The 25,161-nt window shown below is 69.0% G+C and carries 25 protein-coding genes and 1 tRNA gene; 10 read left to right on the top strand and 16 right to left on the bottom strand.

Annotation, left to right across the window (positions count from 1 at the left end; genetic code table 11):
- Positions 1 to 15 precede the first annotated feature (15 nt).
- The 6 genes from J8I34_RS02145 to J8I34_RS02120 are packed head-to-tail and all read left to right on the top strand — an operon-like array spanning position 16 to position 5,856.
- Positions 16 to 642: a CDP-alcohol phosphatidyltransferase family protein gene (locus J8I34_RS02145; RefSeq protein WP_029045821.1), complete on the top strand. Its 627-nt coding sequence runs from the start codon at positions 16 to 18 to the stop codon at positions 640 to 642.
- 4 nt (positions 643 to 646) lie between these two features.
- Complete coding sequence (locus J8I34_RS02140; protein WP_209775246.1) at positions 647 to 2,416, top strand: bifunctional alpha/beta hydrolase/class I SAM-dependent methyltransferase; 1,770 nt, start codon at positions 647 to 649, stop codon at positions 2,414 to 2,416.
- A complete protein-coding gene (locus tag J8I34_RS02135) occupies positions 2,413 to 3,792 on the top strand; it encodes a phosphatase PAP2/dual specificity phosphatase family protein (RefSeq protein WP_209805225.1) in 1,380 nt (459 codons plus the stop codon). The genes J8I34_RS02140 and J8I34_RS02135 overlap by 4 nt, the downstream gene beginning before the upstream one ends.
- The gene (locus J8I34_RS02130; protein WP_029045824.1) at positions 3,782 to 4,222 is read left to right on the top strand and encodes a hypothetical protein; all 441 of its coding nucleotides are present in this window, start codon (positions 3,782 to 3,784) and stop codon (positions 4,220 to 4,222) included. Before J8I34_RS02135 ends, J8I34_RS02130 begins: the two co-directional genes overlap by 11 nt.
- A gap of 8 nt (positions 4,223 to 4,230) precedes the next feature.
- Positions 4,231 to 4,857 (top strand): lysophospholipid acyltransferase family protein, encoded by a 627-nt coding sequence (locus J8I34_RS02125; RefSeq protein WP_029045825.1) that lies wholly within the window; start codon positions 4,231 to 4,233, stop codon positions 4,855 to 4,857.
- Between the two features lie 27 nt (positions 4,858 to 4,884).
- Positions 4,885 to 5,856, top strand: a complete 972-nt coding sequence (locus J8I34_RS02120; RefSeq protein ID WP_209775248.1) for a phosphatidate cytidylyltransferase — start codon at positions 4,885 to 4,887, stop codon at positions 5,854 to 5,856.
- 12 nt (positions 5,857 to 5,868) lie between these two features.
- On the opposite strand, the gene J8I34_RS02115 is transcribed toward J8I34_RS02120, so the two are convergent.
- Complete coding sequence (locus tag J8I34_RS02115) at positions 5,869 to 6,768, bottom strand: LysR family transcriptional regulator (RefSeq protein ID WP_029045827.1); 900 nt, start codon at positions 6,766 to 6,768, stop codon at positions 5,869 to 5,871.
- A 244-nt stretch (positions 6,769 to 7,012) separates the two neighbouring features.
- Between J8I34_RS02115 and J8I34_RS02110 the strand changes: the two genes are divergently transcribed.
- Genes J8I34_RS02110 through J8I34_RS02100 form a run of 3 tightly spaced genes read left to right on the top strand, consistent with a single transcriptional unit; the run spans position 7,013 to position 10,215 of the window.
- A complete protein-coding gene (locus J8I34_RS02110) occupies positions 7,013 to 8,035 on the top strand; it encodes a tripartite tricarboxylate transporter substrate binding protein (RefSeq protein WP_209805224.1) in 1,023 nt (340 codons plus the stop codon).
- A gap of 11 nt (positions 8,036 to 8,046) precedes the next feature.
- Complete coding sequence (locus J8I34_RS02105) at positions 8,047 to 9,060, top strand: NADPH:quinone oxidoreductase family protein (protein ID WP_209775251.1); 1,014 nt, start codon at positions 8,047 to 8,049, stop codon at positions 9,058 to 9,060.
- 15 nt (positions 9,061 to 9,075) lie between these two features.
- The gene (locus tag J8I34_RS02100; RefSeq protein WP_209775252.1) at positions 9,076 to 10,215 is read left to right on the top strand and encodes a CaiB/BaiF CoA transferase family protein; all 1,140 of its coding nucleotides are present in this window, start codon (positions 9,076 to 9,078) and stop codon (positions 10,213 to 10,215) included.
- A gap of 65 nt (positions 10,216 to 10,280) precedes the next feature.
- Here J8I34_RS02100 and J8I34_RS02095 read toward each other — a convergent pair.
- From J8I34_RS02095 to dapC, 10 genes are all read right to left on the bottom strand, one after another.
- Positions 10,281 to 10,357 (bottom strand) — tRNA-Val (locus tag J8I34_RS02095).
- A 105-nt stretch (positions 10,358 to 10,462) separates the two neighbouring features.
- Complete coding sequence (locus J8I34_RS02090) at positions 10,463 to 12,025, bottom strand: class I adenylate-forming enzyme family protein (protein ID WP_029045831.1); 1,563 nt, start codon at positions 12,023 to 12,025, stop codon at positions 10,463 to 10,465.
- A 64-nt stretch (positions 12,026 to 12,089) separates the two neighbouring features.
- Positions 12,090 to 13,097: a tripartite tricarboxylate transporter substrate binding protein gene (locus J8I34_RS02085; protein WP_029045832.1), complete on the bottom strand. Its 1,008-nt coding sequence runs from the start codon at positions 13,095 to 13,097 to the stop codon at positions 12,090 to 12,092.
- A 186-nt stretch (positions 13,098 to 13,283) separates the two neighbouring features.
- A complete protein-coding gene (locus J8I34_RS02080; RefSeq protein ID WP_029045833.1) occupies positions 13,284 to 14,552 on the bottom strand; it encodes an MFS transporter in 1,269 nt (422 codons plus the stop codon).
- A gap of 182 nt (positions 14,553 to 14,734) precedes the next feature.
- Positions 14,735 to 15,628, bottom strand: a complete 894-nt coding sequence (gene prmB / locus J8I34_RS02075) for a 50S ribosomal protein L3 N(5)-glutamine methyltransferase (protein ID WP_029045834.1) — start codon at positions 15,626 to 15,628, stop codon at positions 14,735 to 14,737.
- A gap of 24 nt (positions 15,629 to 15,652) precedes the next feature.
- On the bottom strand, positions 15,653 to 16,804 hold the full coding sequence (gene dapE, locus J8I34_RS02070) for a succinyl-diaminopimelate desuccinylase (RefSeq protein WP_029045835.1): 1,152 nt from the start codon (positions 16,802 to 16,804) through the stop codon (positions 15,653 to 15,655).
- 38 nt (positions 16,805 to 16,842) lie between these two features.
- Positions 16,843 to 17,190, bottom strand: a complete 348-nt coding sequence (locus J8I34_RS02065) for an ArsC family reductase (protein WP_029045836.1) — start codon at positions 17,188 to 17,190, stop codon at positions 16,843 to 16,845.
- A gap of 25 nt (positions 17,191 to 17,215) precedes the next feature.
- Positions 17,216 to 17,575 carry a hypothetical protein gene (locus J8I34_RS02060; RefSeq protein WP_240745875.1) on the bottom strand — a complete coding sequence of 120 codons (360 nt, stop codon included), beginning with the start codon at positions 17,573 to 17,575 and terminating at the stop codon, positions 17,216 to 17,218.
- Between the two features lie 153 nt (positions 17,576 to 17,728).
- The gene (dapD, locus tag J8I34_RS02055) at positions 17,729 to 18,553 is read right to left on the bottom strand and encodes a 2,3,4,5-tetrahydropyridine-2,6-dicarboxylate N-succinyltransferase (protein ID WP_209775255.1); all 825 of its coding nucleotides are present in this window, start codon (positions 18,551 to 18,553) and stop codon (positions 17,729 to 17,731) included.
- Between the two features lie 65 nt (positions 18,554 to 18,618).
- A complete protein-coding gene (gene dapC / locus J8I34_RS02050) occupies positions 18,619 to 19,818 on the bottom strand; it encodes a succinyldiaminopimelate transaminase (RefSeq protein ID WP_209805223.1) in 1,200 nt (399 codons plus the stop codon).
- 194 nt (positions 19,819 to 20,012) lie between these two features.
- Here dapC and J8I34_RS02045 point away from each other — a divergent pair, with 194 nt between their 5' ends.
- Positions 20,013 to 20,978: a DMT family transporter gene (locus J8I34_RS02045; RefSeq protein ID WP_209805222.1), complete on the top strand. Its 966-nt coding sequence runs from the start codon at positions 20,013 to 20,015 to the stop codon at positions 20,976 to 20,978.
- 22 nt (positions 20,979 to 21,000) lie between these two features.
- Here the strand turns inward: J8I34_RS02045 and J8I34_RS02040 are convergent, their stop codons facing one another.
- The 5 genes from J8I34_RS02040 to J8I34_RS02020 form a co-directional block, all read right to left on the bottom strand.
- Complete coding sequence (locus J8I34_RS02040) at positions 21,001 to 21,588, bottom strand: SCO family protein (RefSeq protein ID WP_209805221.1); 588 nt, start codon at positions 21,586 to 21,588, stop codon at positions 21,001 to 21,003.
- Positions 21,585 to 23,759, bottom strand: coding sequence for a heavy metal translocating P-type ATPase (locus J8I34_RS02035; protein ID WP_209805220.1), 2,175 nt, complete (start codon positions 23,757 to 23,759; stop codon positions 21,585 to 21,587). Before J8I34_RS02035 ends, J8I34_RS02040 begins: the two co-directional genes overlap by 4 nt.
- Before the next feature lie 8 nt (positions 23,760 to 23,767).
- Positions 23,768 to 24,529 (bottom strand): sulfite exporter TauE/SafE family protein, encoded by a 762-nt coding sequence (locus tag J8I34_RS02030; RefSeq protein ID WP_209805219.1) that lies wholly within the window; start codon positions 24,527 to 24,529, stop codon positions 23,768 to 23,770.
- A 244-nt stretch (positions 24,530 to 24,773) separates the two neighbouring features.
- On the bottom strand, positions 24,774 to 24,983 hold the full coding sequence (locus J8I34_RS02025; protein WP_209775261.1) for a hypothetical protein: 210 nt from the start codon (positions 24,981 to 24,983) through the stop codon (positions 24,774 to 24,776).
- Positions 24,976 to 25,152 carry a cbb3-type cytochrome oxidase assembly protein CcoS gene (locus tag J8I34_RS02020; protein WP_209775262.1) on the bottom strand — a complete coding sequence of 59 codons (177 nt, stop codon included), beginning with the start codon at positions 25,150 to 25,152 and terminating at the stop codon, positions 24,976 to 24,978. Before J8I34_RS02020 ends, J8I34_RS02025 begins: the two co-directional genes overlap by 8 nt.
- Positions 25,153 to 25,161: the final 9 nt, after the last annotated feature.

Raw genomic sequence — 25,161 nt, 5'->3', positions numbered from 1 at the left:
CGGGAGGCCGGCGCGATGACGCTCTACGAACTCAAGCCCAGGTTCCAGGCATGGCTGCGCCCGGTGGTGCAGGACCTGGCCCATCGCGGCGCCACCGCCAACCAGGTCACGATCGCCGCGGCCGCCGGCTCTCTCGCGGTCGGCGTGCTGGCTGCCATCGGCATGCTGGTGACCGAGAGCCCGGCGCTGTTCCTGCTGTTTCCCCTCTGGCTGTTCCTGCGCATGGCGCTCAATGCCATCGACGGCATGCTCGCGCGCGAGCACGGCCAGCAGAGCGCGCTCGGCGCCTACCTCAACGAACTTGGCGACATCGTCTCGGACCTGGCGCTGATCCTGCCGCTGGCCGCGCTGCCGGATTTCGGGCTGGCGCAGGTCGGCACCTTTGCGCTGCTGGCGGTGATGGCCGAGGCCGCCGGCCTGGTCGGGCCCCTTGCCGGCGCCAGCCGGCGCTACGACGGCCCGCTTGGCAAGAGCGACCGTGCCTTCGCGGTCGGGGCCATCGCACTGTGGGCGGGGCTGGGGCTGGGCTTCGGCGCTGCCGCTTCCTGGTTGTGGCTGGCGCTGTCCTTGCTGTCGCTTTACACCATTGCCAATCGCGTGCGCCGCGGCGTTGCCGAGGCGCGTGCCCGCACCGCAGGCTGAAGCCATGGACCGAGCCGCTATCCGCCAGCCGCAGGAGCGGCATTTCCAGACCCATGACGGCCAGGCGCTGTTCTACCGCCACTGGCCTGCGGTGGAGGGCCCGGCGCGTGGCGCCGTGGTGCTGTTCCACCGCGGCCACGAGCATTCCGGGCGTGTCGCCCACCTGGCCGACGAACTGAACCTGCCGGGCTACGACATCTTCGCCTGGGACGCGCGTGGCCACGGCCGCTCGCCCGGCGAGCGTGGCTACAGCCCCTGCCTGGCGGATTCGGTGCGCGATATCCAGACGTTTACCCAGCATATCGCCGAGGCGCACGGCATCCCGCTGGAGCGTACCGCGGTCATTGCGCAAAGCGTCGGGGCGGTGCTGGCCGCCACGTGGGTGCACGACTACGCGCCGCCGATCCGCGCGCTGGTGCTCGCCTCGCCGGCCTTCAAGGTCAAGCTGTACGTGCCGTTCGCGCGGCCGGGACTGAAGCTGATGCACCGGCTGCGCGGCAGGTTCTTCGTCAACAGCTACGTCAAGGCGAAGTTCCTGACGCACGATCCCGGGCGCATCGCCAGTTATGACACCGATCCGCTGATCACGCGGCCGATCGCGGTCAATATCCTGCTGGACCTGTACGAGACCGCGGAACGCATCGTCGCCGATGCCGCCGCGATCACGGTGCCGACGCAGCTGCTGATCTCCGGCGCCGACTGGGTCGTGCACCGCGGGCCGCAGGACCGCTTCTACGAGCGGCTGGGCGCGCGCACCAAGGAACGCATCGTGCTGGAGGGGTTTTTCCACGACACGCTGGGCGAGCGCGACCGCAAGCTGGCCGTGGACGCGGCGCGGCGCTTTATCGTGCGCGAGTTCGACACGCCGTCGCCGCCGCGCTCGCTGCTGGAGGCCGACCTGATCGGCCCGTTCCGGGAAGAGTCGGACCGGCTGGCGTCCGCGCCGGGCGGGCTGGCGGCCTGGTACTGGCGCGCGGCGCGTGCCAACCTGAAGCTCGGCGGGATGCTGTCGGACGGCGTGCGGCTCGGGCATGAGACCGGTTTCGACTCGGGCTCGACGCTCGACTACGTCTACCGCAATACGCCGTCGGGACGCGGCCCGCTGGGCCGGATGGCCGACGCGCAATACCTCGGCGCCATCGGCTGGCGCGGCATCCGCCAGCGCAAGGTCCACGCCGAAGCGCTGATCGCCGAGGCCGTGCGGCGGCTGCGTGCGGCCGGCATGCCGGTGCGCATGGTCGATATCGCCGCCGGGCATGGGCGCTATGTGCTGGAGGCGCTGGGTGCGCTGGACGGCGGCGCCGGGGCGGTCGAATCGATCCTGCTGCGCGACTACAGCCAGCTCAATGTCGAACAGGGCAGGGCGCTGATCGCCGCCAAGGGACTGCAGGGAGTCGCCCGCTTCGATCAGGGCGATGCCTTCGACGGAGACAGCCTGGCGGCGCTGGCCCCGGCGCCGACGCTGGCCGTGGTATCGGGCCTGTACGAGCTGTTCCCGGAAAACGCGATGGTGCGCCGCTCGCTGGAAGGGCTGGCGCGCGCGGTGCCGCCTGGCGGCTACCTGGTCTACACCGGCCAGCCCTGGCATCCGCAGCTCGAATTCATCGCCCGCGCGCTGACCAGCCACCGCGGCGGCGCCGCCTGGGTGATGCGGCGCCGTTCGCAGGCCGAGATGGACGAACTGGTGCGCGCCGCCGGCTTCGACAAGGTGACCCAGCGCATCGACCCGTGGGGCATCTTCACCGTCAGCCTGGCGCGCAGGCGCGAAGCATGAGCACGCTGCCCGCCGACGCGGCTGCCGCGGCCCCCACCGGTGAACGTCCCTGGGGTTTGGCCTGCCTGCTGCTGGCGCTGGCCGGCGCGTTTTTCTTTTCCAGCTACGGCTTCGCCAACTGGCTCGCGAGCCAGCGCGCGCAGGTGCCAACGGTCTATTTCGGCTGGGAACGCGGCATCCCGTTCCTGCCGTGGACCATCATCCCGTACTGGTCGATCGACCTGCTGTACGGCATCTCCTTCTTCCTGTGGCAAACGCGGGCGGCACTGGTCACGCACGTCAGGCGGCTGGTGCTGGCGCAGCTGGTCTCGGTGGCGTGCTTTATCGCCTTCCCGCTGCGCTTCAGCTTCGAGCGGCCGCAGGCGGACGGGCTGCCGGGGCGGCTGTTCGCGCTGCTGGGTGGCTTCGACCTGCCGTTCAACCAGGCGCCGTCGCTGCATATCAGCCTGCTGGTGATCCTGTGGGTCGCGTACGCGGCGCACCTGCGCGGCGGATGGCGCTGGCTGCTGCATGGCTGGTTCGCGCTGATCGGCGTGTCGGTGCTGACCACATGGCAGCATCACCTGATCGACGTGCCGACCGGGGCGCTGGTTGGCTGGCTGTGCGTTTACCTGTTCCCGATGCGGCTGCCGGAGGTTGCGGCGGGCTTGCCCGATGCGCGCACGCGCCAGCTTTCGCGGCGCTATGCGGTTGGCGCGGTCGTGGCACTGCTGTGCGCGGTACTGGCGGTGGCATTGTCCATGACGCTGGCGTTCCTGCTGCTGTGGGCCGCGCTGGCGCTGGCCTGCATTGCCCGCATCTACGCGCTGGCCGCGCCGGCCTGGTTCCTGAAGCATGCAGACGGCACGATGGCGCGGGCGGCACGCTGGGTGCTGGCGCCATACCTGCTCGGCGCGTTCCTGAATTCGCGCTGGTGGACCCGGCGCGCGCCGCAGGCCAGCCGCATCGCCGACGGCGTCTGGGTCGGCCGCTTCCCGACCGGTGCCGAACTGCGCGCATTGGGCGCCGATGCTGTAGTCGACCTTAGCGCCGAACTGCCGCGCGCCGCCTCTGGTCCCGGGCTGGCCTATCGCTGCGTGCCGGTGCTGGATCTGACCGTGCCGACCGCGCGGCAACTGGAGCAGGCCGTGGCGCAACTCGACGCATGGCACGCGCAAGGACGCCGGATACTGGTGAGCTGCGCGCTGGGATATTCGCGCAGCGCGCTGGTGGCTGCCGCATGGATGGCGCGCAGGCAGGGACTGCGCGACGCGCCGGCGGCACTGGCCGCTTTGCGCGCGCACCGGCCTGCGGTGGTGCTGGGGCGCGAGCACGCCGCCACGCTGCAGGCATGGCTGGACCAGTATCCGACAGCGGAGGCTGCCGATGGCCGCTGATGGCGCACGCAGCAGTTCCTCGGAGGCCTGGATCGCGCACGCCGTCACCGGCGCGCTGTCCGGTGCGCTCTGGATCGGCGTGGTCGGACTGGCCTTCGCGCTGGCATCCGTCTGGATGTCCGCCAGCCCGGCACTGTCTGCACTGCCGTTGCTGGTGGCGCTGGCCCAGCTCTGGCTTCTGCTGCGCGTGGCGATTGACCGGCGCCTGTTCGACGCGCTGGCCGCTTCGGCCGACCCCAACGTCCAGACAGGCCAGGCGGACCTGGCCGGACTCGACGGCGCGCTGACCGGACTGGGCTGGATCGCATCCGAGCGCACTGGCCGCCCGCTGCCCGAACGCGCACGCGGCGCGATGCGGCTGGTGCGCGCCAGCCTGGTACTGGCCGCAGTCCAGCTGTGCCTGTCCCTGCTGATCTTGCTGCTGAGGTAAACAACACCATGTGGATCGCCCGTGCCACCGCGCGCGCCATCATCGCTTTCGCCCGCCTGCTGACCGGCATGCGCGCCAACTGGCAGGGCTGCATCCCGGCCGCGGTGCAGCGCGTGTACTTTGCCAACCACAGCAGCCATGGCGACTTCGTGCTGATCTGGGGCTGCCTGCCGCCCGACCTGCGCACCGGCACGCGCCCGGTGGCCGGCGCCGATTACTGGGACCGATCGCCGCTGCGGCGCTTTATCGGCCGCGACGTATTCCGCGCGTTGCTGATCGACCGCACGCGCAGCGATCCGGGCAATGACCCGGTGGCACTGATGCGTGGCGCGCTGGAAGGCGGCGATTCGCTGATCCTGTTCCCCGAGGGCACCCGTAACACCACCGATGCGCGGCTGCTGCCGTTCAAGAGCGGCATCTACCACCTGGCGCGCGCTTGTCCGGAGGTGGAGTTCGTGCCGGTCTGGATCGACAACCTCAACCGCGTGATGCCCAAGGGCGAGGTCGTGCCGGTGCCGCTGCTATGCACCGTGACCTTCGGCCAGCCCGTGCTGGTGGCCGACGGCGAGGACAAGGAGAGCTTCTTGTCCCGCTGCCGCGGGGGCCTGCTCGCGCTGGCCCCCGAACTGGACTGATGGCGGACCGATAGCGGAAAGATGACCATGCCAACCATCCCGACCCTGCCTGCGGTGCACTGGGACCATGAGACCGGGCTGCTGTTCGGCGGCCTGTTTGCCGTGCTGCTGCTCGCCTCCACCGTGACCGCGCTGCTGCGCTGGCGCGTGGCCGGGGGCGGGCAGCATGCGGTAATCGACAACCTCGCGCAGCGCGTCAACGCCTGGTGGTGGATGATCGGCGTCATGGGCGTGGCCTTCGCGCTGGGCCGCACCGCGGTGATCGTGCTGTTCTACCTGCTGTCGTTCTTCGCGCTGCGCGAGTTCGTCACCATCACCACCACGCGCCGCGGCGACCATCGCGCCATCGTCGCCGCCTTTTTCGTATTCCTGCCGCTGCAGTATGTGCTGGTCTACATCGGCTGGTACGGCATGTTCTCGATCCTGATCCCGGTCTACGCCTTCCTGTTCCTGCCGATCCTGGCGGCGCTGTCGTCCGAGACCACGCGCTTCCTGGAGCGCTGCGCCGGGGTGCAATGGGCGGTGATGATCTGCGTGTTCTGCATCTCGCACGTGCCGGCGCTGCTGACGCTGCCGATCCCGGGCTTCGAGGGCCGCAACCTGCTGCTGATCGCCTTCCTGGTGATCGTGGTGCAGGGCAGCGACGTGCTGCAGTACGTGTGGGGCAAGCTGTGCGGCAAGCGCAAGATCGCGCCGCTGCTGTCGCCGTCGAAGACGGTGGAAGGGTTTGTCGGCGGCGTGGCAAGTGCCACTGCGCTGGGTGCGGCGCTGTGGTGGATCACGCCGTTCACGCCGTGGCAGGCCGGACTGATTGCGCTGGCCATCGCGCTGATGGGCTTCCTGGGCGGGCTGGTGATGTCGGCGATCAAGCGCGACCGCGGCATCAAGGACTGGGGCCACATGATCCAGGGCCACGGCGGCATGCTGGACCGGCTCGACTCGGTAGTGTTCGCCGCGCCGGTGTTCTTCCATATCACCCGCTACTGGTGGGTACCCTGAGCCGGGCGACGCTCAGATTTCGGTCTCCTCGCACCACTTGACCACCGCATCACGGAAGTCCTGGCAGATCGGCGACAGGTAGCCGCCGGCGCGCCACAGCACCGCCAGTTCGTGCTGCCACGACATGCCGGGCCCGGCGATCGCCTGCAATCCCTGTCCCTCCGCCTGCTTCAGGATGCGCGGCGGCATGATGCCGAGCAGGTCCGAGTGCCGCAGCAACTCGCCGAACGCGACCGGCGAGGCCGTGCTTTCCACCGCCACGCGCGGCGGCGGCAGCCCCACCGAGGTGAATCGTTCCTCCAGCCATTGGCGCAGGTACAGCGAGCTGGCCGGCACCGCCCAGCGCTCTTCGGTCAGGTCGGCCAGCGTGCGGAAGCTGCCGCGGCGCGGATGTGCGCTGCGGCAGACGATCTGCATGGTCAGCGGCCCAAGCGGCAGCCAGTCGATGTCTTCCGGCACGCTGGCCGGGCGCGCCGCCAGGATCAGGTCGGCGTCGCCGTTCTGCAGCATCGCCATCAGGCGCGCGCTCAGGTGCGTCTCGATCGAGAACACGGCCAGCGGGCGGCTGACGAAGAACTGCGCCAGCAGCGGCGACAGCAGCGACGGCACCAGGTAAGGAATGGCGCCGAGCCGTACCGTGCCGGCGCGCGCCAGCCGCTGCTCGGCCAGTTCATTGCGCAGGTCGGCTGCCGCCAGCGAGATCCTGCGCGCATGCGCCAGCAGCGTCTTGCCGACGCTGGTCGGCACCAGCCCGCGCGGGGTGCGCTCGAACAGCGGCATGCCGGCCTCGCCCTCCAGCCGTGCCAGCGTCTTGGACAGGCCGGACTGGGTCATGCCGAGCGTGTCGGCCGCGCGATGCAGGTTGCCGTGTTCGCTGACTACCAGGAAGGCTTCAAGATCCTCGAATCGCATGGGACGTACCGGGTACCGGGCAATGGGGCGCGCTGGGGGCGGAGCGGGCCATTGTAGCGCCGGTATGCCCATGCGCTGCGTCACCGCACCCCAGGTTCCGGCCGCGCCATGCCTGGCAGGACTCGCCTTGCGCCGAGCGGGAATCGGCGGGGCGCGGCCGATGCCATAGACTGCGCTGGCATCCCTCGCATCGCCAGCGGCTGGCGGGCATCACAGAAGGGAGCCAGGACAGGAGACACCAACCATGCCGACCCTCCGCTCGCGGCTGCGCGCCGCCATGCCCGCCATCATGCTGGGCGCCCTTGCAGCCACAACCGTGGCCACAACCGCAGCCACGGCGCACGCCGCCGATGCCGCCCCCGGCGCCGAACCGTATCCATCGCGCCCGCTGACCATCGTGGTGCCGTCGGTGGCAGGCAATGTCAACGACGCGGTCGCCCGGCTGATCGGGCAGGAACTGACCAGGGCCTGGGCCCAGCCGGTCATCGTCGACAACAAGCCCGGCGCAGGGACCACCACCGGCACCAAGCACGTCGCGCGCGCCGCGAAGGATGGCTATACCGCGCTGCTGACCTTTACCGCGCACGTGCAGAACCCGTCGCTGTACCCGCGCATCGGCTACGACCCGATCGCCGATTTCGCGCCGGTCAGCGAGGTCGCGATCTCGTCGACCATCCTGGCCGTGTCGCCGGACTTTCCGGCGCGCACGCTGCCTGAGCTGGTGGCGCTGGTCAAGGCCAATCCCGGCAAGTACCCGTATGGTTCCTATGGCGCCGGCACGACCGGCCATATCCTCGGCGAACTGCTCAAGCGCGAGGCCGGCCTGCAGATGGAGCACGTGGCCTACAAGGGCGGTGCGCCGCTGGCGACCGACCTGGCCGCCGGCCACGTGAAGATCGGCTTCATCGCGGTGGGCACGGCGATGCCGCTGCTGCAGGGCGGCAAGCTGATCCCGGTGGCGATGGCCGGCGCCGAGCGCTCGGCGCTGCTGCCCAGGGTGCCAACCTTCCGCGAGGCGGGCTACCAGGGCTTCGAGCCGGATGCGTGGATGGGCCTGCTGTTCCCGGCCGGCGTGCCGAAGGCGCGGATCGAGGCACTGTCGCGCGAAGTCGCTCGCATCGTGCGCATGCCGGAGATCGCAAAGAAGATGCAGGACCTGAACCTGGTGCCGGTGGGCAACACACCGGAAGCCTTCGCCGCGGTGCTGAAGAGCGACCGCGACAAATGGAGCCGCATCATCCGCGATGTCGGCATCACGCTGGAATGACTGGACTGACGATGCAAGAGGACGAATACCTGGGGCTGGTCTGTTCGCGCTGGTGCCACTGGAGCGAACTGGAACTGCAACGCATCCCGCGCCAGCCGCTCGGGCCGGGACAGGTGCGCATCCGCGTGCGGCACGCCGGCGTCGGCTTTGCGCTGAGCCTGTTCGTGTCGGGCAAGTACCAGCGCAAGCCGCCGCTGCCGTTCACGCCCGGCACGGAAGCGGCCGGGGAGATCCTTGAGGTCGCGCCGGACGTGACGCGGCTGCGCGTTGGGCAGCGCGTGGCGGCGGCGCTGGACTGGGGCGGTTTTGCCGAAGAAGTCGTGACGACCGCCGACACGGTCTATCCGGTGCCGGATGGTCTTGCACTGGCGCACGCCGCGGCACTTCCGGTTACCTACGGCACCGTGTGGGCCGCGTTAGCGTGGCGCGCCGGGCTGCAACCCGGCGAGACCATGCTGGTGCACGGCGCCAGCGGCGCGCTCGGCACGGCGGCCGTGCAGGTGGGCAAGCTGATGGGCGCGCGCGTGATCGCCACCGCCAGCACCGACGCCAAGCGCGAGGCGGCACTGGACAATGGCGCGGCGCATGCGCTGCCTGCCGACGCGGCCACGCTGGCGGCCTCGGTGAAGGCGCTGTGCCCGGCGGGCGGGGTCGACGTGGTGTTCGATCCGGTCGGCGGCGACCTGTTCGATGCCTCGCTGCGCTGCGCGGCGCCGGGCGCGCGGCTGCTGTCGATCGGCTACGCCAGTGGGCGTATCCCGGAAGTGCCGGCCAACCTGCTGCTGGTCAAGAACCTGTCGATGATCGGCTTCAACTACGGCTACTACATCGGCTGGGGACTGACCGATGAACGCCAGCGCTTCGCGCCGCGCGTGCAGCAGGTGGTCGAGCAGATCATGCAGGCGGTGGCGAGCGGCAAGCTGGCGCCGCCCGTGCTGCAGCACTTCCCGCTGCGCGACTGGCTGGCGGCGGTCGACACCACGATGTCGCGCCGGGCGATCGGCAAGGTCATGCTGGATATCTGAAATGCGGAGGACGACATGAAAGCCGAACAAGACGCCGCGCTGCTCGACGGCCTGACGGTGCTCGACCTGAGCCAGGGGATCGCCGGCCCCTACTGCGGACTGGTGCTGCGCCAGCAGGGCGCGCGCGTGATCAAGGTGGAGCCGCCCGGCGGCGACTGGTCGCGCAACATGGGCCGCATCCGCGCCGGCCAGACCGCGATCGCGGTCGCGTGCAACGCCGGCAAGGAAAGCGTGCTGCTGGATGCGCGCACCGACAGCGGCCGCGCCGCCATTGCACGCCTGGCGGAGCGTGCCGACGTGGTGATCCAGAACTTCCGCCCCGGCGTGGCCGAGCGCATGGGCGTGGGCTACGAGGCGCTGGCGGCGCGCAACCCGGGGCTGGTCTATGTGTCGATCTCCGGCTACGGCCATGCCGGCCCGATGGCGGCACTGCCGGCGGTCGATACCACGGTCCAGGCGGTCAGCGGGCTGATGCACCTGAACCGCGACGGCGCGGGCCAGCCGCGACGTATCCCGTTCTTCCTGATCGATCTGAGCACCGGGCTGTATGCCGCCCAGCATGCATGCGCGGCGTTGTTCAAGGCCGCGCGCCATGGCAAGGGGCGCCACGTGAAGCTGTCGCTGCTGGAAACCAGCGCGGCGCTGCAGTCATACCTGCTGGTGGACGATGCCATGTTTCCCGACGCCGAAATGGCGGCGGCCAATGCGCCGACGGGATTGTTCTCGGCGGCGGACGGCATGCTCTACATCAGCATGCTCAACGACGCGATGTTCGTGCGGCTGGCGCGCGTGCTGGGCTTTGACGACTGGCTCGACGATGCCGCGCTGCGCACCAGTGCCGGCCGGCTGCCGCGCGCGGCGGAACTGAACCGGCGCGTGGCGCAGGCGGTGGCCGCGCAGCCGCTCGCACATTGGGAAGCGCTGCTGACCGAGCATGACGTGCTGTTTGGCCGCGTCAGCCACGCAAGCGAGTTCCTGCGGAGCGCGCAATGCCGGCAGGCGGGGGTTTTCGGCCGCTTGAGGCTGGACGGGATTGGCGAGGTGCCGTGGGCCAACCTGCCGGGCATGGCAGGCATGACGCGGCCCGAGGGCGATGCGCCCACGCTGGGTCAGCACACCGAAGCGGTGCTGGCGGAGTTCGGCATCAGCGCCTGACATTGCCGCTCGGAAAAGAAAAACGGACGGTGCGCATATGCGTACCGTCCGTTTCCTTTGTGCGTTGGTAGGCTCGATTGGACTCGAACCAACGACCCCCACCATGTCAAGGTGGTGCTCTAACCAGCTGAGCTACGAGCCTAGCGAAGCCGCGAATTATAGGGATGCCTCCGCGATTGCGCAAGCACCTTCGCAAACTTTCTGCGATTGTGCTGCGCGCACCGCGTCAGCATGCTTTGGATGGCGCTTATGCCTGCGTCAGCCGGTCGCGCAATTCGCGCTTGAGCACCTTGCCGATGGCGCTGCGCGGCAGGCTGTCGACCACATGCAGCTCCGCCAGCCGCTGGGTCTTGCCCAGGCGCTCGTTGGCCCAGGCGAGCACGTCCTGTGCCGTGGCGCCGCTACCCGCGCGCAGCGCGACGAAGCCCACCGGCGTCTCGCCCCAACGCTCCGACGGCACGCCGACCACCGACACCTCTGCGACCGCGGGGTGCTCGCGCACCACCGCCTCGATATCGCTCGGATAGATATTGAAGCCGCCCGAGATGATCATGTCCTTCTTGCGGTCGACCAGCACCAGGAAGCCGTCTTCATCGAAGCGGCCGATATCGCCGGTGCGGATGAAGCGGTTGCCCTGCGCATCGAACCATTCGGTCTCGGCGGTCTTCTCCGGCTGGTTGTGGTAGCCGTTCATCATGGCCGGCGAACGGCCGACCACTTCGCCGGTGCTGCCCGGCGGCAACTCGCGGCCTTCGTCGTCGATGATGCGGATGTCGGCGTTCGGCGCGGGGCGGCCCACGGTGTGCAGCTTGTCGGGGAACTGGTGCGCGTGCAGCAGGCAACTGCCGCCGCCTTCGGTCATGCCGTACAGCTCGGTCAGCCCGCCCGGCCAGCGGCGCAGCACCTCGGCCTTCAATGCCGGGCTGAACGGCGCGCTGGTGCAGAATTTCTGCCGGAAGGACGACAGGTCATGACTATCGAAGTCCGGATGTGCCAGCAGGCGCTGGTATTGCACCGGCACCAGCATGGTGTGCGTGACGCGGTGCTGCTGCGCCAGCGCCAGGTACTTGCCCGCATCGAACTTGGCCATCAGGATCGCCGTGCCGCCCAGGCCGATGGTCGGGAAGAAGCTGGCCAGTGTGGTGTTGGAGTACAGCGGCGTCGACAGCAGCGTGACCGCGTCGGTGCCGTAGCCCGTGGCCGCGCCGCGCGACACGTGCGCCCAGCGCATGCCGTGCGACTGCACGATGCCCTTGGGCTTGCCGGTGGTGCCGGACGAATAGATGATGTTCAGCGGCATTTCCGGGAGGATTTCGGGCTCCTGCACCGGCGTGCCGGCGGGGGCGAGCCAGTCAGCATAGGGCTGCCCAGCGTCGCTGCCATCGAGCGTGACGATGGGCGTGCCTGCAAGCTGCGCGCGCACAGGCTGCAATGCGGCAGCGACCGCCGCATCGGTAAAGAGGATGCGCGCGCCCGCGTCGGCGGCCATGCCGGCCAGGCTTTCCGGTGTCGACGACGGTGCCAGCGGCGCCACCACCACGCCCGCGCGCACCGCGCCCAGGTAGACCGCCGCATACTCGATCGACGAGTTCGCGCAGATCGCGATGGCCTCGCCCGGGCTCACGTTGTCGCGCGCCAGCGCCGCGGCGATGCGGTCCATGGCGGCGTCCAGCCCGGCATAGTCGAGCACGCGGCCGTCATGCATCAGCGCGTGCTGTGTGGGCCGTTCGGTGGCATGCTCGCGCACGAGCACGGACATGGTGGTGAAAGGGCGGGTGAGCGCGGCGGGCTGGGTGGTCGTCTGGGTCATGTTGGCAAGTTCATCTCGCAAAAACGGAGCGGGCGCCGGCATGGCGGCGCCCGCCGGGAAGCGGTTACTGTATCTGCGCGCCGGAGTCCTTCACGACCTTGTTCCAGCGGTTGATCTCGGCATCGATATGCGTGCGCAGCGCGGCGGGCGTGGAGCCGACCGGTTCATAGCCGTTGGTTGCCAGCGTGGCCTTCAGGTCGGGCTGGCGCAGCACCGTGGCGATCTCGGTGCTGAGGCGGTCGACCACCGGCTGCGGCGTGCCGGCCGGCGCCAGCACCGCATACCAGCCGGTGATGCTGATGCCCGGCACGCCGGCTTCGGCCAGCGTCGGCACGTCGGGCGCGACCGCGGCGCGCTGGCTGCCGGTCACCGCCAGCGCGCGCAGCTTGCCGCTCTTCACGTGCGGCAGCGTGGTGGAGATGCTGTCGAAGGTCAGCTGGACCTCGCCCGACAGCATCGCCGTCACCACCTGCGCGCTGCCCTTGTACGGGACATGGGTCATCTTGATGCCGGCCACGGAATCGAACAACTCGCCCGCCAGGTGGCCGGTGTTGCCGTTGCCGGCCGAGGCGAAGGTCAGCTTGCCGGGATTGGCCCTGGCCTCCGCGATCAGCTCTTGCACGTTGTTCGCGCGCAGCGACGAGCTGCCGGCCAGGATCATCGGCAGGTTGGCCACCAGCGACACCGGCGCGAAGTCCTTGCGGGTGTCGTACGGCAGCTTGGGATAGAGGCTCGCATTGATGGCATGCGCGGCCAGCACCATGATCAGCGTGTACCCGTCCGGCTTGGCGCGCGCCAGCGCCTGCGTGGCGATGGTGCCGCCGGCGCCGGGCCGGTAGTCGAGCACCACCGGCTGGCCCAGCTTTTCCTGCAGCTTGGCGGCCACCGGGCGCGCCAGCAGGTCGGCGCTGCCGCCAGGCGGGTAGGGAATCAGCAGCTGGATCGGCCGCGCCGGCCAGGTCTCGGCGCCGGCAGTGAGTGGTACGGCCAGCGAGCCGGCGGCCAGCATGCCGGCCAGGCCGCGCACGAGCCATGCGCGGCGGCCCCGGGCGGGGCGCAGGGATGATGCCATCGATGTGTCTCCTGGTTATGCGGCCGCGGGCGCGGCCGCCGTCCCATGTAGCGGGCTGGGACGTGGATGTCACAAACGGTAAAACGGGATGCGCGGCAGCGGAATTCTTAAATTGATAAGTCTGGCTTTTTGCAGGCGAAGCCCAGAACGGTCCTCTTTCATGGCGGGCTCCGACCGGTATAGTGCTCAGTTGGTCGGATGCGGCGGACTGAAGAAATACGGGATCAGCGACACCGCGACCAGCACTGCCGCCGACACAAAAATCGCCGCATAGGTCGACGCCACCGGCCACTGCCGCACATGCCCCGCGTTCGCGATCAGGCCGAACGCCCACGACGTCAGCGCCGACCCGAGGAACACGAAGGTATTGAGCAGGCCCAGGCCGCGGCCGCGCTGCGAAGGCGGGATCAGGCCACGGCCCTGCGCCATCACCAGCGGATGGAGCATGCCGATGGTCGACAGCAGCGCCATCATCGCCACGGCGTAGCCGATGCCGGTGTCCGGCCATAGTGCCAGCAGGATCGCCCCCGACATGGCAAAGCACGACCAGCCGGCGATGGCGGTCTTGAGCGTGCTGCGCCGGACCAGCACCGGCAGCAGGAAGGCCGTCAGGAAGCCGGCCAGGCTCAGCAGCGTCAGCGCCACGCCGCGCGGCGCCGAGCCCAGGCCGAATACCTCGGCCAGGTAGGGGCCGCTCCAGGCGTTGCGGAAGGCGGTGCCGGCAGCCATGGCCACGCACAGCGGGATCAGCGTCCACAGTGGCGCCAGCTTCAGCAGCTGCGCGCTTTCCGACAGCATCGCCGGCCACGAGGCGCTGCGGGCCTCGGCATGGCCATGATCGCGCACGAAGCGCCACACGCCATAGCAGGCCGCCACCATGCCCAGCGCCGATACCGCCATCGATGGCCGCCAGCCGACCAGCGAGATGGCCCAGCCCAGCGGCGCGGTGGCGCACAGCGAGCCGATCATGCCGGTGGCGTTGGAGCGGCTGACCACGCGGGTGTAGTCGCGTTCGGAGAGTTGTTCCGAGGCGAAATGCAGCAGGCCCATGAACACGGGCGCGCACGCCAGCCCCAGCCCCACCTGCGCCAGCGTGGCCGCGGCGCCGTTGGGCGCCAGCACGAATATGATCGACGACAGCGCGCCCACGGCCAGCAGCAGCGCGGTCGGGCGGCCGACACCGTAGCGGTCGAACGCAATGCCCACGGGGATCTGCGCCACGGCAAAGGCCAGGAAGAATGACGAAGAGAGCGCGCCATACCCTGCCGGCGACAGGCCGAAATCGTGCTGCAGCTCCGGCGCCATCACTGCCAGGCAGGAGCGGAAGAACTGGCTGAGCGCGAAGGCGAAGGTCAGGATGGCGATGCCGCGCACGGCGCGCGTGGTTGCGGCTCGGGCGGGCAGGGCGTTGGAACCGGGAGGGGATCCGGGGAGGGGGGAGTTGCTGGCGGTCACGGCATTAGTGGCGCTATCAGTGGCGCTATATCTGCAGCGAGTGTAGAGCCTGCGCGCGTTGCCAGATCAACGGTTGGCCGGTGTTCGCCCAGATTGCGCCAGTGATGATTGTTTGCGCCCTCTCCCCCGGCCCCTCTCCCGCAGGCGAAAGAGGGGAGCAAACCGTCGGTGGGTTTGGCGCATCAGCCCGGCAGGGCGTCGTACGTCAGCAGGAACACCTGCTCCTCGCCCGCGCTGACCGGCAGCCAGACGATCTCCAGGTCGGGGAAGGCAGCCTCCACATTGGCATGCTCGTTGCCGATCTCGACCACCAGCACGCCACCCGGATTCAATCGCGCCTTGGCGCCGGCAATGATCCGCCGCACCACGTCCATGCCATCGTCCCCGCCGGCCAGCGCGATGCGCGGTTCGGCCTGGTATTCCGCCGGCAGTGCCTGCATCGAGGCCTCATTGACGTATGGCGGGTTGGTCAGGATCACATCGTAGGTCGCGCCATGCGGCAGCGGCGCGTACAGGTCGCCTTCGTAGAGACGGATGCGGTCGTCCATCTTGTAGTCGGCGACGTTGCGGCGCGCCACGGCCAGCGCGTCGGGCGAGATGTCGACCGTGTCGATCTTCGCGTTCGGCCACACATGCGCGGCCAGGATCGGCAGGCAGCCCGAGCCGGTGCACAGCTCCAGCACCGGGCCGATCTGTTCGGTCTCGCCGACCCACGGCTCCAGCCCTTCCTGCAGCAGTTCGCCAATGAAGCTGCGCGGCACGATCACGCGCGAGTCCACGTAGAAGCGCAGGCCATGCATATAGGCCTCGTGCGTGATGTAGGCGGCCGGCACGCGCTCGTTGACGCGGCGGTCGATCACCTTCAGCACGGCGTCGATTTCCTCGGGCAGCAGGCGCGCATCGAGGAACGGGTCGAGGGTGTCGAGCGGCAGGTTCAGCGTGTGCAGCACCAGGTAGGCCGCCTCGTCATAGGCGTTGGCGCTGCCATGGCCAAAGGACAGGCGCGCGGCGGTAAAGCGCGAGACTGCGAGGCGCAGCAGGTCGCGCACGGTGCGCAGGGGAGAGGGTGTTGCCATGTAGGTGTATTTCGGCGAAAAAAATCAAGCGATCAGGCGTTCAAGCACGCCGCGGTAAACGTTTTTCAGCGGGTCGATGAAGCGCACCTCGACGTGCTCGTCGATCTTGTGGATGCTGGCGTTGGGCGGGCCGAACTCGATCACCTGCGGACAGATCTTGGCGATGAAGCGGCCGTCGGAGGTGCCGCCGGTGGTCGACAGCTCGGTGTCGAAGCCGGTTTCGGCCTTGATCGCAGACGACAGCGCGTCGGACAGGTCGCCGCGCGGCGTCAGGAAGGGCTCGCCGCCCAGGGTCCAGTCCAGCGTGTATTCGAGGCTGTGTTGGTCCAGGATCGCATGCACTCGCGCCTTCAGGCCTTCGGGCGTGCTGGCGGTCGAGAAGCGGAAATTGAAATCGATGGTGACGTGGCCCGGGATCACGTTGGTGGCGCCGGTGCCGCCGTGGATATTCGACATCTGCCAGCTGGTCGGCGGGAAATACTCGTTGCCCTCGTCCCAGACCTCGGCCGCCAGTGCGGCCAGCGCCGGGGCGGCGTCATGGATCGGGTTGCGGCCCAGGTGCGGATACGCGATATGGCACTGGATGCCCTTGACCGTCAGCTTGCCCGACAGCGAGCCGCGGCGGCCGTTCTTGACCATGTCGCCGAGCGCGTTGACCGAGGTCGGCTCGCCGATCACGCAGTAGTCCAGGCGCTCGCCGCGCGCGGTCAGCGCTTCGACGACCTTGATGGTGCCGTCATGCGCCGGACCTTCTTCGTCGCTGGTGATCAGGAAACCGATCGAACCGGCGTGCGCGGGATGCGCCTTGACGAATTCCTCCACCGCCACCACGAAGCCGGCGATCGAGGTCTTCATGTCGGCCGCGCCGCGGCCGTACAGCTTGCCGTCGCGATGGGTCGGCTCGAACGGGTCGGAGTGCCACTGCTCCAGCGGGCCGGTCGGCACCACGTCGGTATGGCCGGCGAACACCAGCAGCTTGCCCGCCGTGCCCTGCGTGCCGCGCCTGACCGCCCACAGGTTGGTCACGCGGAAATCGTCCGGACCGCTGACAATGGCTTCGCAGTCGAAGCCGAGCGCCTTCAGGCGGGTTTCCAGGATGGCCTGGCAGCCTTCGTCGGCGGGCGTGACGGAGCGGCGGCGGATCAGATCTTCGGTGAGGGAGAGGGTGGCGGTCATGTGACGGCGGCGTAAATCAGGGGGAATCAGCAGGGAAATCAGAACTGGCTGGCGTACTGGTCGGCGGAGAAGCCCACCATCACCTTGCCTGCGTGGGCCAGCACCGGGCGCTTGATCAGCGACGGGCTCTGCTGCATCAGCGCGATCGCGCCGGTTTCTTCCTCGGCGCGGGCCTTGTCGGCGTCCGACAGCGCGCGCCAGGTGGTGCCCTTGCGGTTCAGCAGCGTGGCCAGCGGCACGTGCCCGAGCCAGCCGCGCAGCATGGCTTCGTCCACGCCTTGCTTCTTGAAGTCGTGGAAGGTGTAGGCCACGCCGTTGGCATCCAGCCAGGTGCGGGCTTTCTTGACGGTATCGCAGTTGGGAATGCCGTAGAGCAGGACGGTCATGGCTTGTTCTTTGTGAAATTCGGGCTCAGCGAAACAGCAGGTTCAGCGCAATCACCAGGCTGCCCAGCCCCAGCGCCACGCCACCCATGGCAACGGCGGTCATCAGGCGCAGGCGGCGGTCCAGCCGCGCGGCTTCCTTGCGCAGCGCCTCGATGGTGATGGCGTGCTGCTCGGCCAGGAGCTTGACCGCCTCGGCCTGCTGGACGGCGGCGGCTTCCAGTTCGGCAATGCGGGCGGCGGGATCGCGTGTTTCGGCCACGGCGCCTTCCGGCGCATCGTCCTTGCGCTTGCCTTTCTTGATCTTCTCGATGGTCTTGTTGGCCTGCTCGAGAATGGTGGGCAGCAGGGAGAGCACGGTACTGACGGTGGCGGGATCCAGGGCCATGAGTCGCTTGCGGAGGGAAGGCATGTTCAGCCTGCCAGGCGGGAGGTGACAGCGGAGCAGCGGTGACAGCGGTAATGCTGTCCCGGGGACCGGCCCCGGGACGGGCTGGCGCAGCGGGGCCGCGCCAGCGCGATCAGACGCGATCAGGCGCGATCAGTCACGCAGCAGGTCGTTCAGGCTGGTCTTGGCGCGGGTCTGCGCGTCGACCTTTTTTACGATCACGGCGCAGTACAGGCTGTACTTGCCATCCTTGGACGGCAGGTTGCCCGCCACCACCACCGAACCGGCCGGCACGCGGCCATAGTGGATCTCGCCGGTTTCGCGGTCGTAGATCTTGGTCGACTGGCCCAGGTACACACCCATCGAGATCACCGAATTCTCTTCCACGATCACGCCTTCCACAACTTCCGAACGGGCGCCGATGAAGCAGTTGTCTTCGATGATGACCGGGTTGGCCTGCAGCGGCTCCAGCACGCCGCCGATGCCCACGCCGCCCGACAGGTGCACGTTCTTGCCAATCTGCGCGCACGAACCGACGGTGGCCCAGGTGTCGACCATGGTGCCTTCATCGACATAGGCGCCGATGTTGACGTACGAGGGCATCAGCACGGCATTCCTGGCGATGAACGAACCGCGGCGGGCCACGGCGGGCGGCACCACGCGGAAGCCAGCCTTGGCGAAGTCGTCGCCGCTCCAGTTGGCGAACTTGGTCGGCACCTTGTCGTAGAACTGGGCGAAGCCGCCGGCGCTCATCGGCGCGTTGTCTTCCAGGCGGAACGACAGCAGCACGGCCTTCTTGACCCACTGGTTGACGATCCAGTCCTTGCCTTGCTTCTCGGCCACGCGCAGCGTGCCGGCATCCAGCTGGCCGATGACATTGGCCACGGCTTCGCGGATGTCGTTGGGGGCGGACTTGGGCGACAGGCTGGTGCGGTCTTCCCAGGCCTGGTCGATCAGGGCTTGCAGTGCTTGCGTCATGTTCGTTTTCTCAGGGTTGAATATTGATGCTTGGGTCTGGCCAATCCGGTGGGCGAGGCAGCGCCTCAGCCCAGCGATTTGCAGAATTCGACGATGCGGCGCGCCCCTTCCAGGCATTCCTCCGGCGTCGCCACCAGCGCCATGCGCACGCGGTTGGCGCCCGGGTTGATGCCGTCGGCCTCGCGCGCCAGGTAGCTGCCGGGCAGCACGGTCACGTTCTGCCCGGCCAGCAGGCGGGCGGCGAACTCGGTATCACTCAGGCCGGTGCGCGAGACATCGGCCCACAGGTAGAAGCCGGCGTCGGGCAGCGCCACGTCCAGCACCTCGGCCAGCATCGGCGTCACTTCGCTGAACTTGCGCACATAGGCGGCGCGGTTCTCGCGCACGTGGTCCTCATCGTTCCAGGCGGCAATGCTGGCGCTCTGCACCGCCGGGTTCATCGCGCCGCCATGGTAGGTACGGTATAGCAGGAATTTCTTCAGCAGCGCGGCGTCGCCGGCGACAAAGCCGGAGCGCAGGCCCGGCACGTTGGAGCGCTTGGACAGGCTGGAGAACATGACCAGCCGTTCAAAGCCGCGGCCGAGCTTGTGCGCGGCTTCCAGCGCACCCAGCGGCGCGCGGCCTTCGTCGAAATAGATTTCCGAGTAGCACTCGTCCGACGCGATCACGAAGCCGTAGCGGTCCGACAGCGCGAACAACTGCTTCCAGTCGTCCAGCGACAGCACCGCGCCGGTCGGGTTGCCCGGGGTGCAGACGAACAGCAGCTGGACGTTCTGCCAGACCTCGTCGCCGATACGGTCGAATGCCGGGGCGAAGTTGCGCGCCGGGTCGCTGTTGGCGAACACGGGCGTGGCGCCGGCCAGCAGCGCGCCGCCTTCATAGATCTGGTAGAACGGGTTCGGGCACATCACCAGCGCGCCGGGCCTGGTGCCGTCGACCACGGTCTGGGCGAAGGCGAACAGCGCCTCGCGCGACCCCGTCACCGGCAGCACTTCGGTGGCGGCATTGACCTTGGGCAGCCCGTAGCGGCGTTCCAGCCAGCCGGCAATGCACTGTCGCAGTGCATCGGAACCAGCGGTTGTGGGATAATTCGCCAGTCCCGAAAGCGACTCGGCCAGCGCTTGCTTGATGAACCCGGGCGTCGGGTGCTTGGGCTCGCCGATGCCGAAGCTGATCGCAGGCTTGTCGGCAGGCTTGACCTGCGAAAAGAGTACCCGCAGTTTCTCGAACGGGTAGGGCTGGAGCAGGTCGAGGCGCGGATTCACGGTAGCAGTCGGGGGCCGGTTAAAACGACGCATTATAGAGGAACGGCGCGGGTTACCGTGCAGCGGAGCCGCCCTGGGCGGCCGGCCGGGGCACGGATGGCGGGCATCACATCGCAGTGATGCCGCCGGCGCCGTCCGGACTTGCCGGCCACCCCTGGCAGCAAGTGCCGGCTTCCCTCGGACAGATTCCCTTCATGAGCACGAAACCCGTTACGGCGCAGGCTGCGCCGGCCGACCGCCATGCGGTCAAGGCGTCTCTTTCCATATTGCTGGGGGCCTCGGTCTGGGGCATCGCCTGGTTTCCGTACCGCCTGCTGGCCGGCTGGGGGCTGGGCGGCATGCACGCCGCCGCGCTGGTCAGCGCGGTCGCCGCGGTGCTGTCGCTGCTGGTGTTTCGCCGCCAGCTGGCCGGCATGCGCCCGCACTGGCTGTTCGTCGCGATCGGGCTGGCTGCCGGGGTGACCAATGCCGGCTTTGTCTGGGGCAGCGTCAATGGCCATGTCATGCGCGTACTGTTGCTGTTCTACCTGACGCCAGTCTGGACGGCGCTGTTCGCCCGGCTGTTCCTGGGCGAGCGGCTGTCGCCAGCGGGGCTGGGCCTGGTGGCGCTGGCCTTGTTTGGTGCCGGGCTGATGCTGTGGACGCCAGAAGTCGGCGTGCCGCTGCCGGGCAACGCCGCCGAATGGTCGGGGCTGGTCGGCGGCATGGGCTTTGCCGTCAACAACGTGCTGTCGCGCCGGGCCGGCCAGCGCTTTCCGGACATGGATGCGCGCGTGCGTACCGTGGTGGTGTACCTCGGCTGCACCGTGGTCGGCGTGCCGGCGGCACTGCTGCTGGATGGCGCCGCGGTGGCGGTCGTGCCGGGCGCGCAGGTCAGCGTCGCCATGCTGGTGCTGGGCCTGGCCGCGGTGCTGGTGGTCAGCAATTCGGTGGTGCAGTACGGCCTGCAGCGGCTGCCGGCCAACCGGGTGTCGCTGCTGATGCTGTTCGAGATCGTGATCGCGGCGGTATCGGCGTGGTGGCTGGCGACCGAGGTGCTGAGCTGGAAGGAAGCTGCCGGCGGGCTGTGCATTGTCGCGGCCGGGGCGTTGTCGGGGCTGGTGCACCGGACCCAGCCGGCGCGTGCTTCGGCAGTGGCTGATGCCGGGCTGGCAGCTTAAGCCGTCGCCTGCGGTGCGTGGGTCACTTGCGCACGCGTGCCTTCAGATAGGCCGCAGTCAGCAGTGGCACGTCGAACGGCGGCAGGAACTGCCCGCGCACCGTGGCATCGGGCCCGACCAGGATCAGCGAGCCAGGATAGGCTGCGTTGGGGGCGGGTGGCACGCCCGGTCTGGCGCCGAGATCGTCGATCATTCGCGCCAGCGTCTCCGGGTTGCCGGTGGCGCCCATGAAGCGGGCGTCGTATGGGGCAAGGTAGCGCCGCAGGGCGTCCGGCGTATCGCGCTGCGGGTCCAGCGAGATGAACAGCACCTGCGTGGTGGCAAGCTTCTGCGTCGTGCTGATGCGCTGGTACAAGCCCGTCAGGGCCGTCAGCGCAGCGCGGCACGGCGCTCCGCAATGGGTGTCGCCCAACAGCACAAGGGTCCAGCGGTCTTGCAGCTGCGCCTGGGTAAATGCGCGGCCGTTCTGGTCGGTGAGGCTGAAATCGCCCACCGGCCAGCCGCGCGAAGACAGGTCGGTGTGCTGGGTCTCGTTGTGCGTGGCCGGCGCAAGGCCCGGCAGCGCGACGGCGAAGAGGCAGGCGGCCAGCCTGGCCAGCCATCGGTTCATGGTGATACTCCGTGCCCAGATCGCAATGCAGCGGGATGGCCCGGCGCCGTGGCGCCTGCCCGTTCGGCGGGGTCGGCATTCGCTTCGGCAGTTGCGCTGGCGCGCCACGAGCGCATCGCCACCAGCACACTGGAACCGGCCATCAGCACCGCGGCGAGCACCGGCTGCAGCAGCCCGCTGGCGGCCAGCGCCAGCGCAATGGCGTTGTAGCCGAAGGCCCAGGCCAGGTTGGCCCGGACCGTGCGGCGCACCTGGCGCGCCTGCTGCAACAGCCATGGCAGGCTGGCCAGGCCCGAGCGCGGCAGCACGACATCCGCGCTTTCGCGCGCCAGGTCTGAGGCATTGCCCACGGCGATGCCGACCGAGGCAGCCGCCAGCACCGGGCCGTCGTTGAGGCCATCGCCGACCATGGCGACCAGCCCTGTGCCGGCGGCCCAGTCGCGCAGGGCACGCACCTTGTCTTGCGGCAGCAGCCTGGCCTGCCACGCATCGATATGCAAGCCGCCCGCCATTGCCGCCACCGCGTGCGGATTGTCGCCGCTCAGCAGCAGCGTGCGCAAGCCCTGGCGCTGCATCTGCGCGATCATGTCGCCAACATGCGGCATCGGCATCGGCAGCGTGCGCAGCGCGATCAGTCCGTGCGCCTGGCCCTCCCAGCCAACCAGTACCAGCGTGCATCCCAGTGGCGCCGTAGCCAGCAGGTCGGGTGGCACGTGCCACCCGAGCGCGCCGAAGAACGCAGGCGATCCCAGCGCACAATGCATGCCGTCGCATCGACCGGACAGGCCCTCGCCGGCATTGGCCTCGACTTCGTTGGAGGCTGTCGACGGCGATGCCGCAGCGCGCGCCATGGCGGCAATCGAGCGGGCTATCGGATGATCCGAAGCCTGCGCCAGCGCAGCCGCCACGCGCAGGACTTCCGCGTGGCTGGCGCCTTCGGTCTGCATGCCGACGGGGTGCAGCGTGTCCGCCGTCAGCGTGCCGGTCTTGTCGAAAGCGATACCCTTGAGCCGTGCCAGCCTTTCGAGCACGTCGCCGCCGCGTACGAGAATGCCGCGTTGCGCCGCCAGTCCGATCGCCAATGCATGCGTGAGCGGGGCCGCGAGGCCCAGTGCACACGGGCATGCCACGACCAGCACGGCCAGTCCGGCCAGCATCGCGGCATCCGCCGCCTGCGCCGGAGCGCCTGCCCGGCTGCCCCAGAACCACGCGCTGGCCGCGGCCAGCGCCAGTACGCCGGGGATGAACACGGCAATGATGCGGTCGACGGTGTCGCCCGCCAGCGATTTGCGCGCCAGCGCTTCACGCACCTGCCGGCCGATCTGCTGCCACCGGGTTTGCGAGCCGGCCACCGTGGCACGGACCAGCAGCGGGCGGCTGCCGTTGATGCTGCCGGCGTGAACCAGCGCGCCCGGCGGCTTGAACTGCGGCTCGCTCTGCCCGGTCAGGACGGCTTCGTCGCACTCCGAGCGGCCATCGACGACGATGCCGTCGACTGGCACGCGCTCTCCGGGAAGTATCCGTACCCGTTCGCCCGGCCGGATGTCGACGACGGCGCGCCAGCATTCCGTGCCGCCATCGACCACGCGCGCCTCGGCGCGTTCAGCTGCCAGCATCGGCGCGAGGCGGCGCGCGGTGCGTGCGCGCACCTGCGCCTCAAGCAGGCGGCCCAGCGTAAACAGCAGCAGCACCATGGCGGCGGTGTCGAAATAGACCAGGCCGGAGCCGCGCAGCACCTGCCAGCCCGAATAGCCGTAGGCAGCGAGCACGCCGATGCAGACCAGCGTGTCGGTGGACAGCCGTCCCTGCCGCGCGGCCTGCCACGCGCCCTCGGCGAATGGCCGCCCGAGCAGCAGGACCAGCGGCGTCGCCAGCGCCCACAGCAACCAGTGAACCGGGCCACGCAGCCACGCTTCGTCGCCGGCAAACGCATCGGCGTAGAGCAGCCAGCTGAACAACATGACATTCATTGCGAGAAACCCGCCGACGCCGAGCCGGATCAGCGCGGCAGCGGCCTGCGGCTCCTCGTGCTCGCCATGGTGCACCTGATAGGCCAGGCAGCAGCCATAGCAACAGAACCAGTGCGTTGCGCCGTCGAACTCGCGCTGCTGGCCCAGCCGTCCGACCGGCAACTGGCAGTGACTGCAGGCGTGCGTGGTTTCGGTGGACATGGGCCTGGCTAATGCAGGTGGACGCTGAAGGGCACCATGCCGCGCGCGAGCGTGATCAGTCCGAGCAGGACGATGAACGCGCCGGCGGCGCGCACGCCCTGCATGCGCCAGCCCGGGCGCGCCGCTGGCGCAGGCAGGAAGCTGGCCACGACAGGCTGCACCGGGATGCCGGCGGGCCGACGCCGCCCGCGCCACCAGAGCCCGAGGCCGCCCATCGCCAGCATGGTGGGCAAGGTGCCGAGCCCGAACGCGATCATTACCTGCAGGCCGCCCAGCGCGGTGCCGCTGGCTGCTGCCTGCGCGGCGAAGGCATAGACCAGAGGGCAGGGGAGCAGGCCGTTCAGCACGCCAAATGCCAGCGGCGCGCCCGCTCCGGGCTGGCGCAGCAATGTGCGCAGCGATTGCGCCAGCCACTGCGCGCCCGCGCCGCCCAGCGCATGACCGCCACTGCCGCCACGGAAGAGCCCGGCCAGGTTCAACCCGATCAGCAGCATCAGCAGCCCTGACAGAATGGCCAGCCCGCGCTGCACCATGCTGGCCGCGCTGGCTTCACCCGCATGGCCGACCAGCAGCATGCCGAGATAGCCGGCCAGCGTGCCAAGGAAGGCATAGCTGCAGATCCGGCCGACGTTATAGCTCAGGTGCCGCAACCAGGAGGCAAGGCGGCCGCCGGGTGCGGGGCCCAGGCCACAGGCAAAGCCGCCGCACATGCCGGCACAGTGCATGCTGCCGGCGGCGCCTGCCAGGAACACGAGCCACAGGTCGCTCATGGCGTCTGCGCTATTTGCGCGCTGCCAGATAGACCACCCAGGCAAAGAAGCCAACCGTCATGATGACGAAGATCCAGAAGGCGATCGATTCGGCAAGGGTCATAACGGGCTCCGCTCACAACAGGCGCACGCCAAGCACATTCAGCGCGAGTTCGCCGAACAGGAAGGCCAGGTTCAGCACGGCCAGCGCCAGCAGTAGTCTCGGTATCATGGAGAGCTCCGGTCGGTGTGGCGGACTATCGGGTCAGCGCGTCAGGTCCAGGCCCGGGCCGAGCCCGCCCCAGTAGGCGTAGCCGTAGTACAGCGCCCAGACGAACAACACCAGGTAGACGACCAGCAGCCAGGCATTGATGCGGCCATGCCGCGCCTGGATATGGCCCCCGCCGTAGTCTTCGGTCTGCTGGTGATGGGGTTCTTCCTGCCCGGCGGGCGGGCTGTCGCGTTCATCACTCATGGCCGGATGCCTCCGCTTCGTCATCCTTGACTTCGGCCCGGTAGGCCTTGTATTTGATGGCCTCGACGTCTTCGAACAGTCCCGACAGCACGGCCCAGACAAAGACGCAGACCGCGCCGAGGCTCATGAAGAAAGCCACTACGAATTGCAGGAAGGTAAGTTCAGCCATGATTGATGC

The organism is Cupriavidus phytohabitans (genome assembly GCF_017815025.1).
Classification (GTDB): Bacteria; Pseudomonadota; Gammaproteobacteria; order Burkholderiales; family Burkholderiaceae; genus Cupriavidus.
Note: the sequence above shows the minus strand (reverse complement) of the source record. Positions and strands in the feature narration are given on the sequence as shown.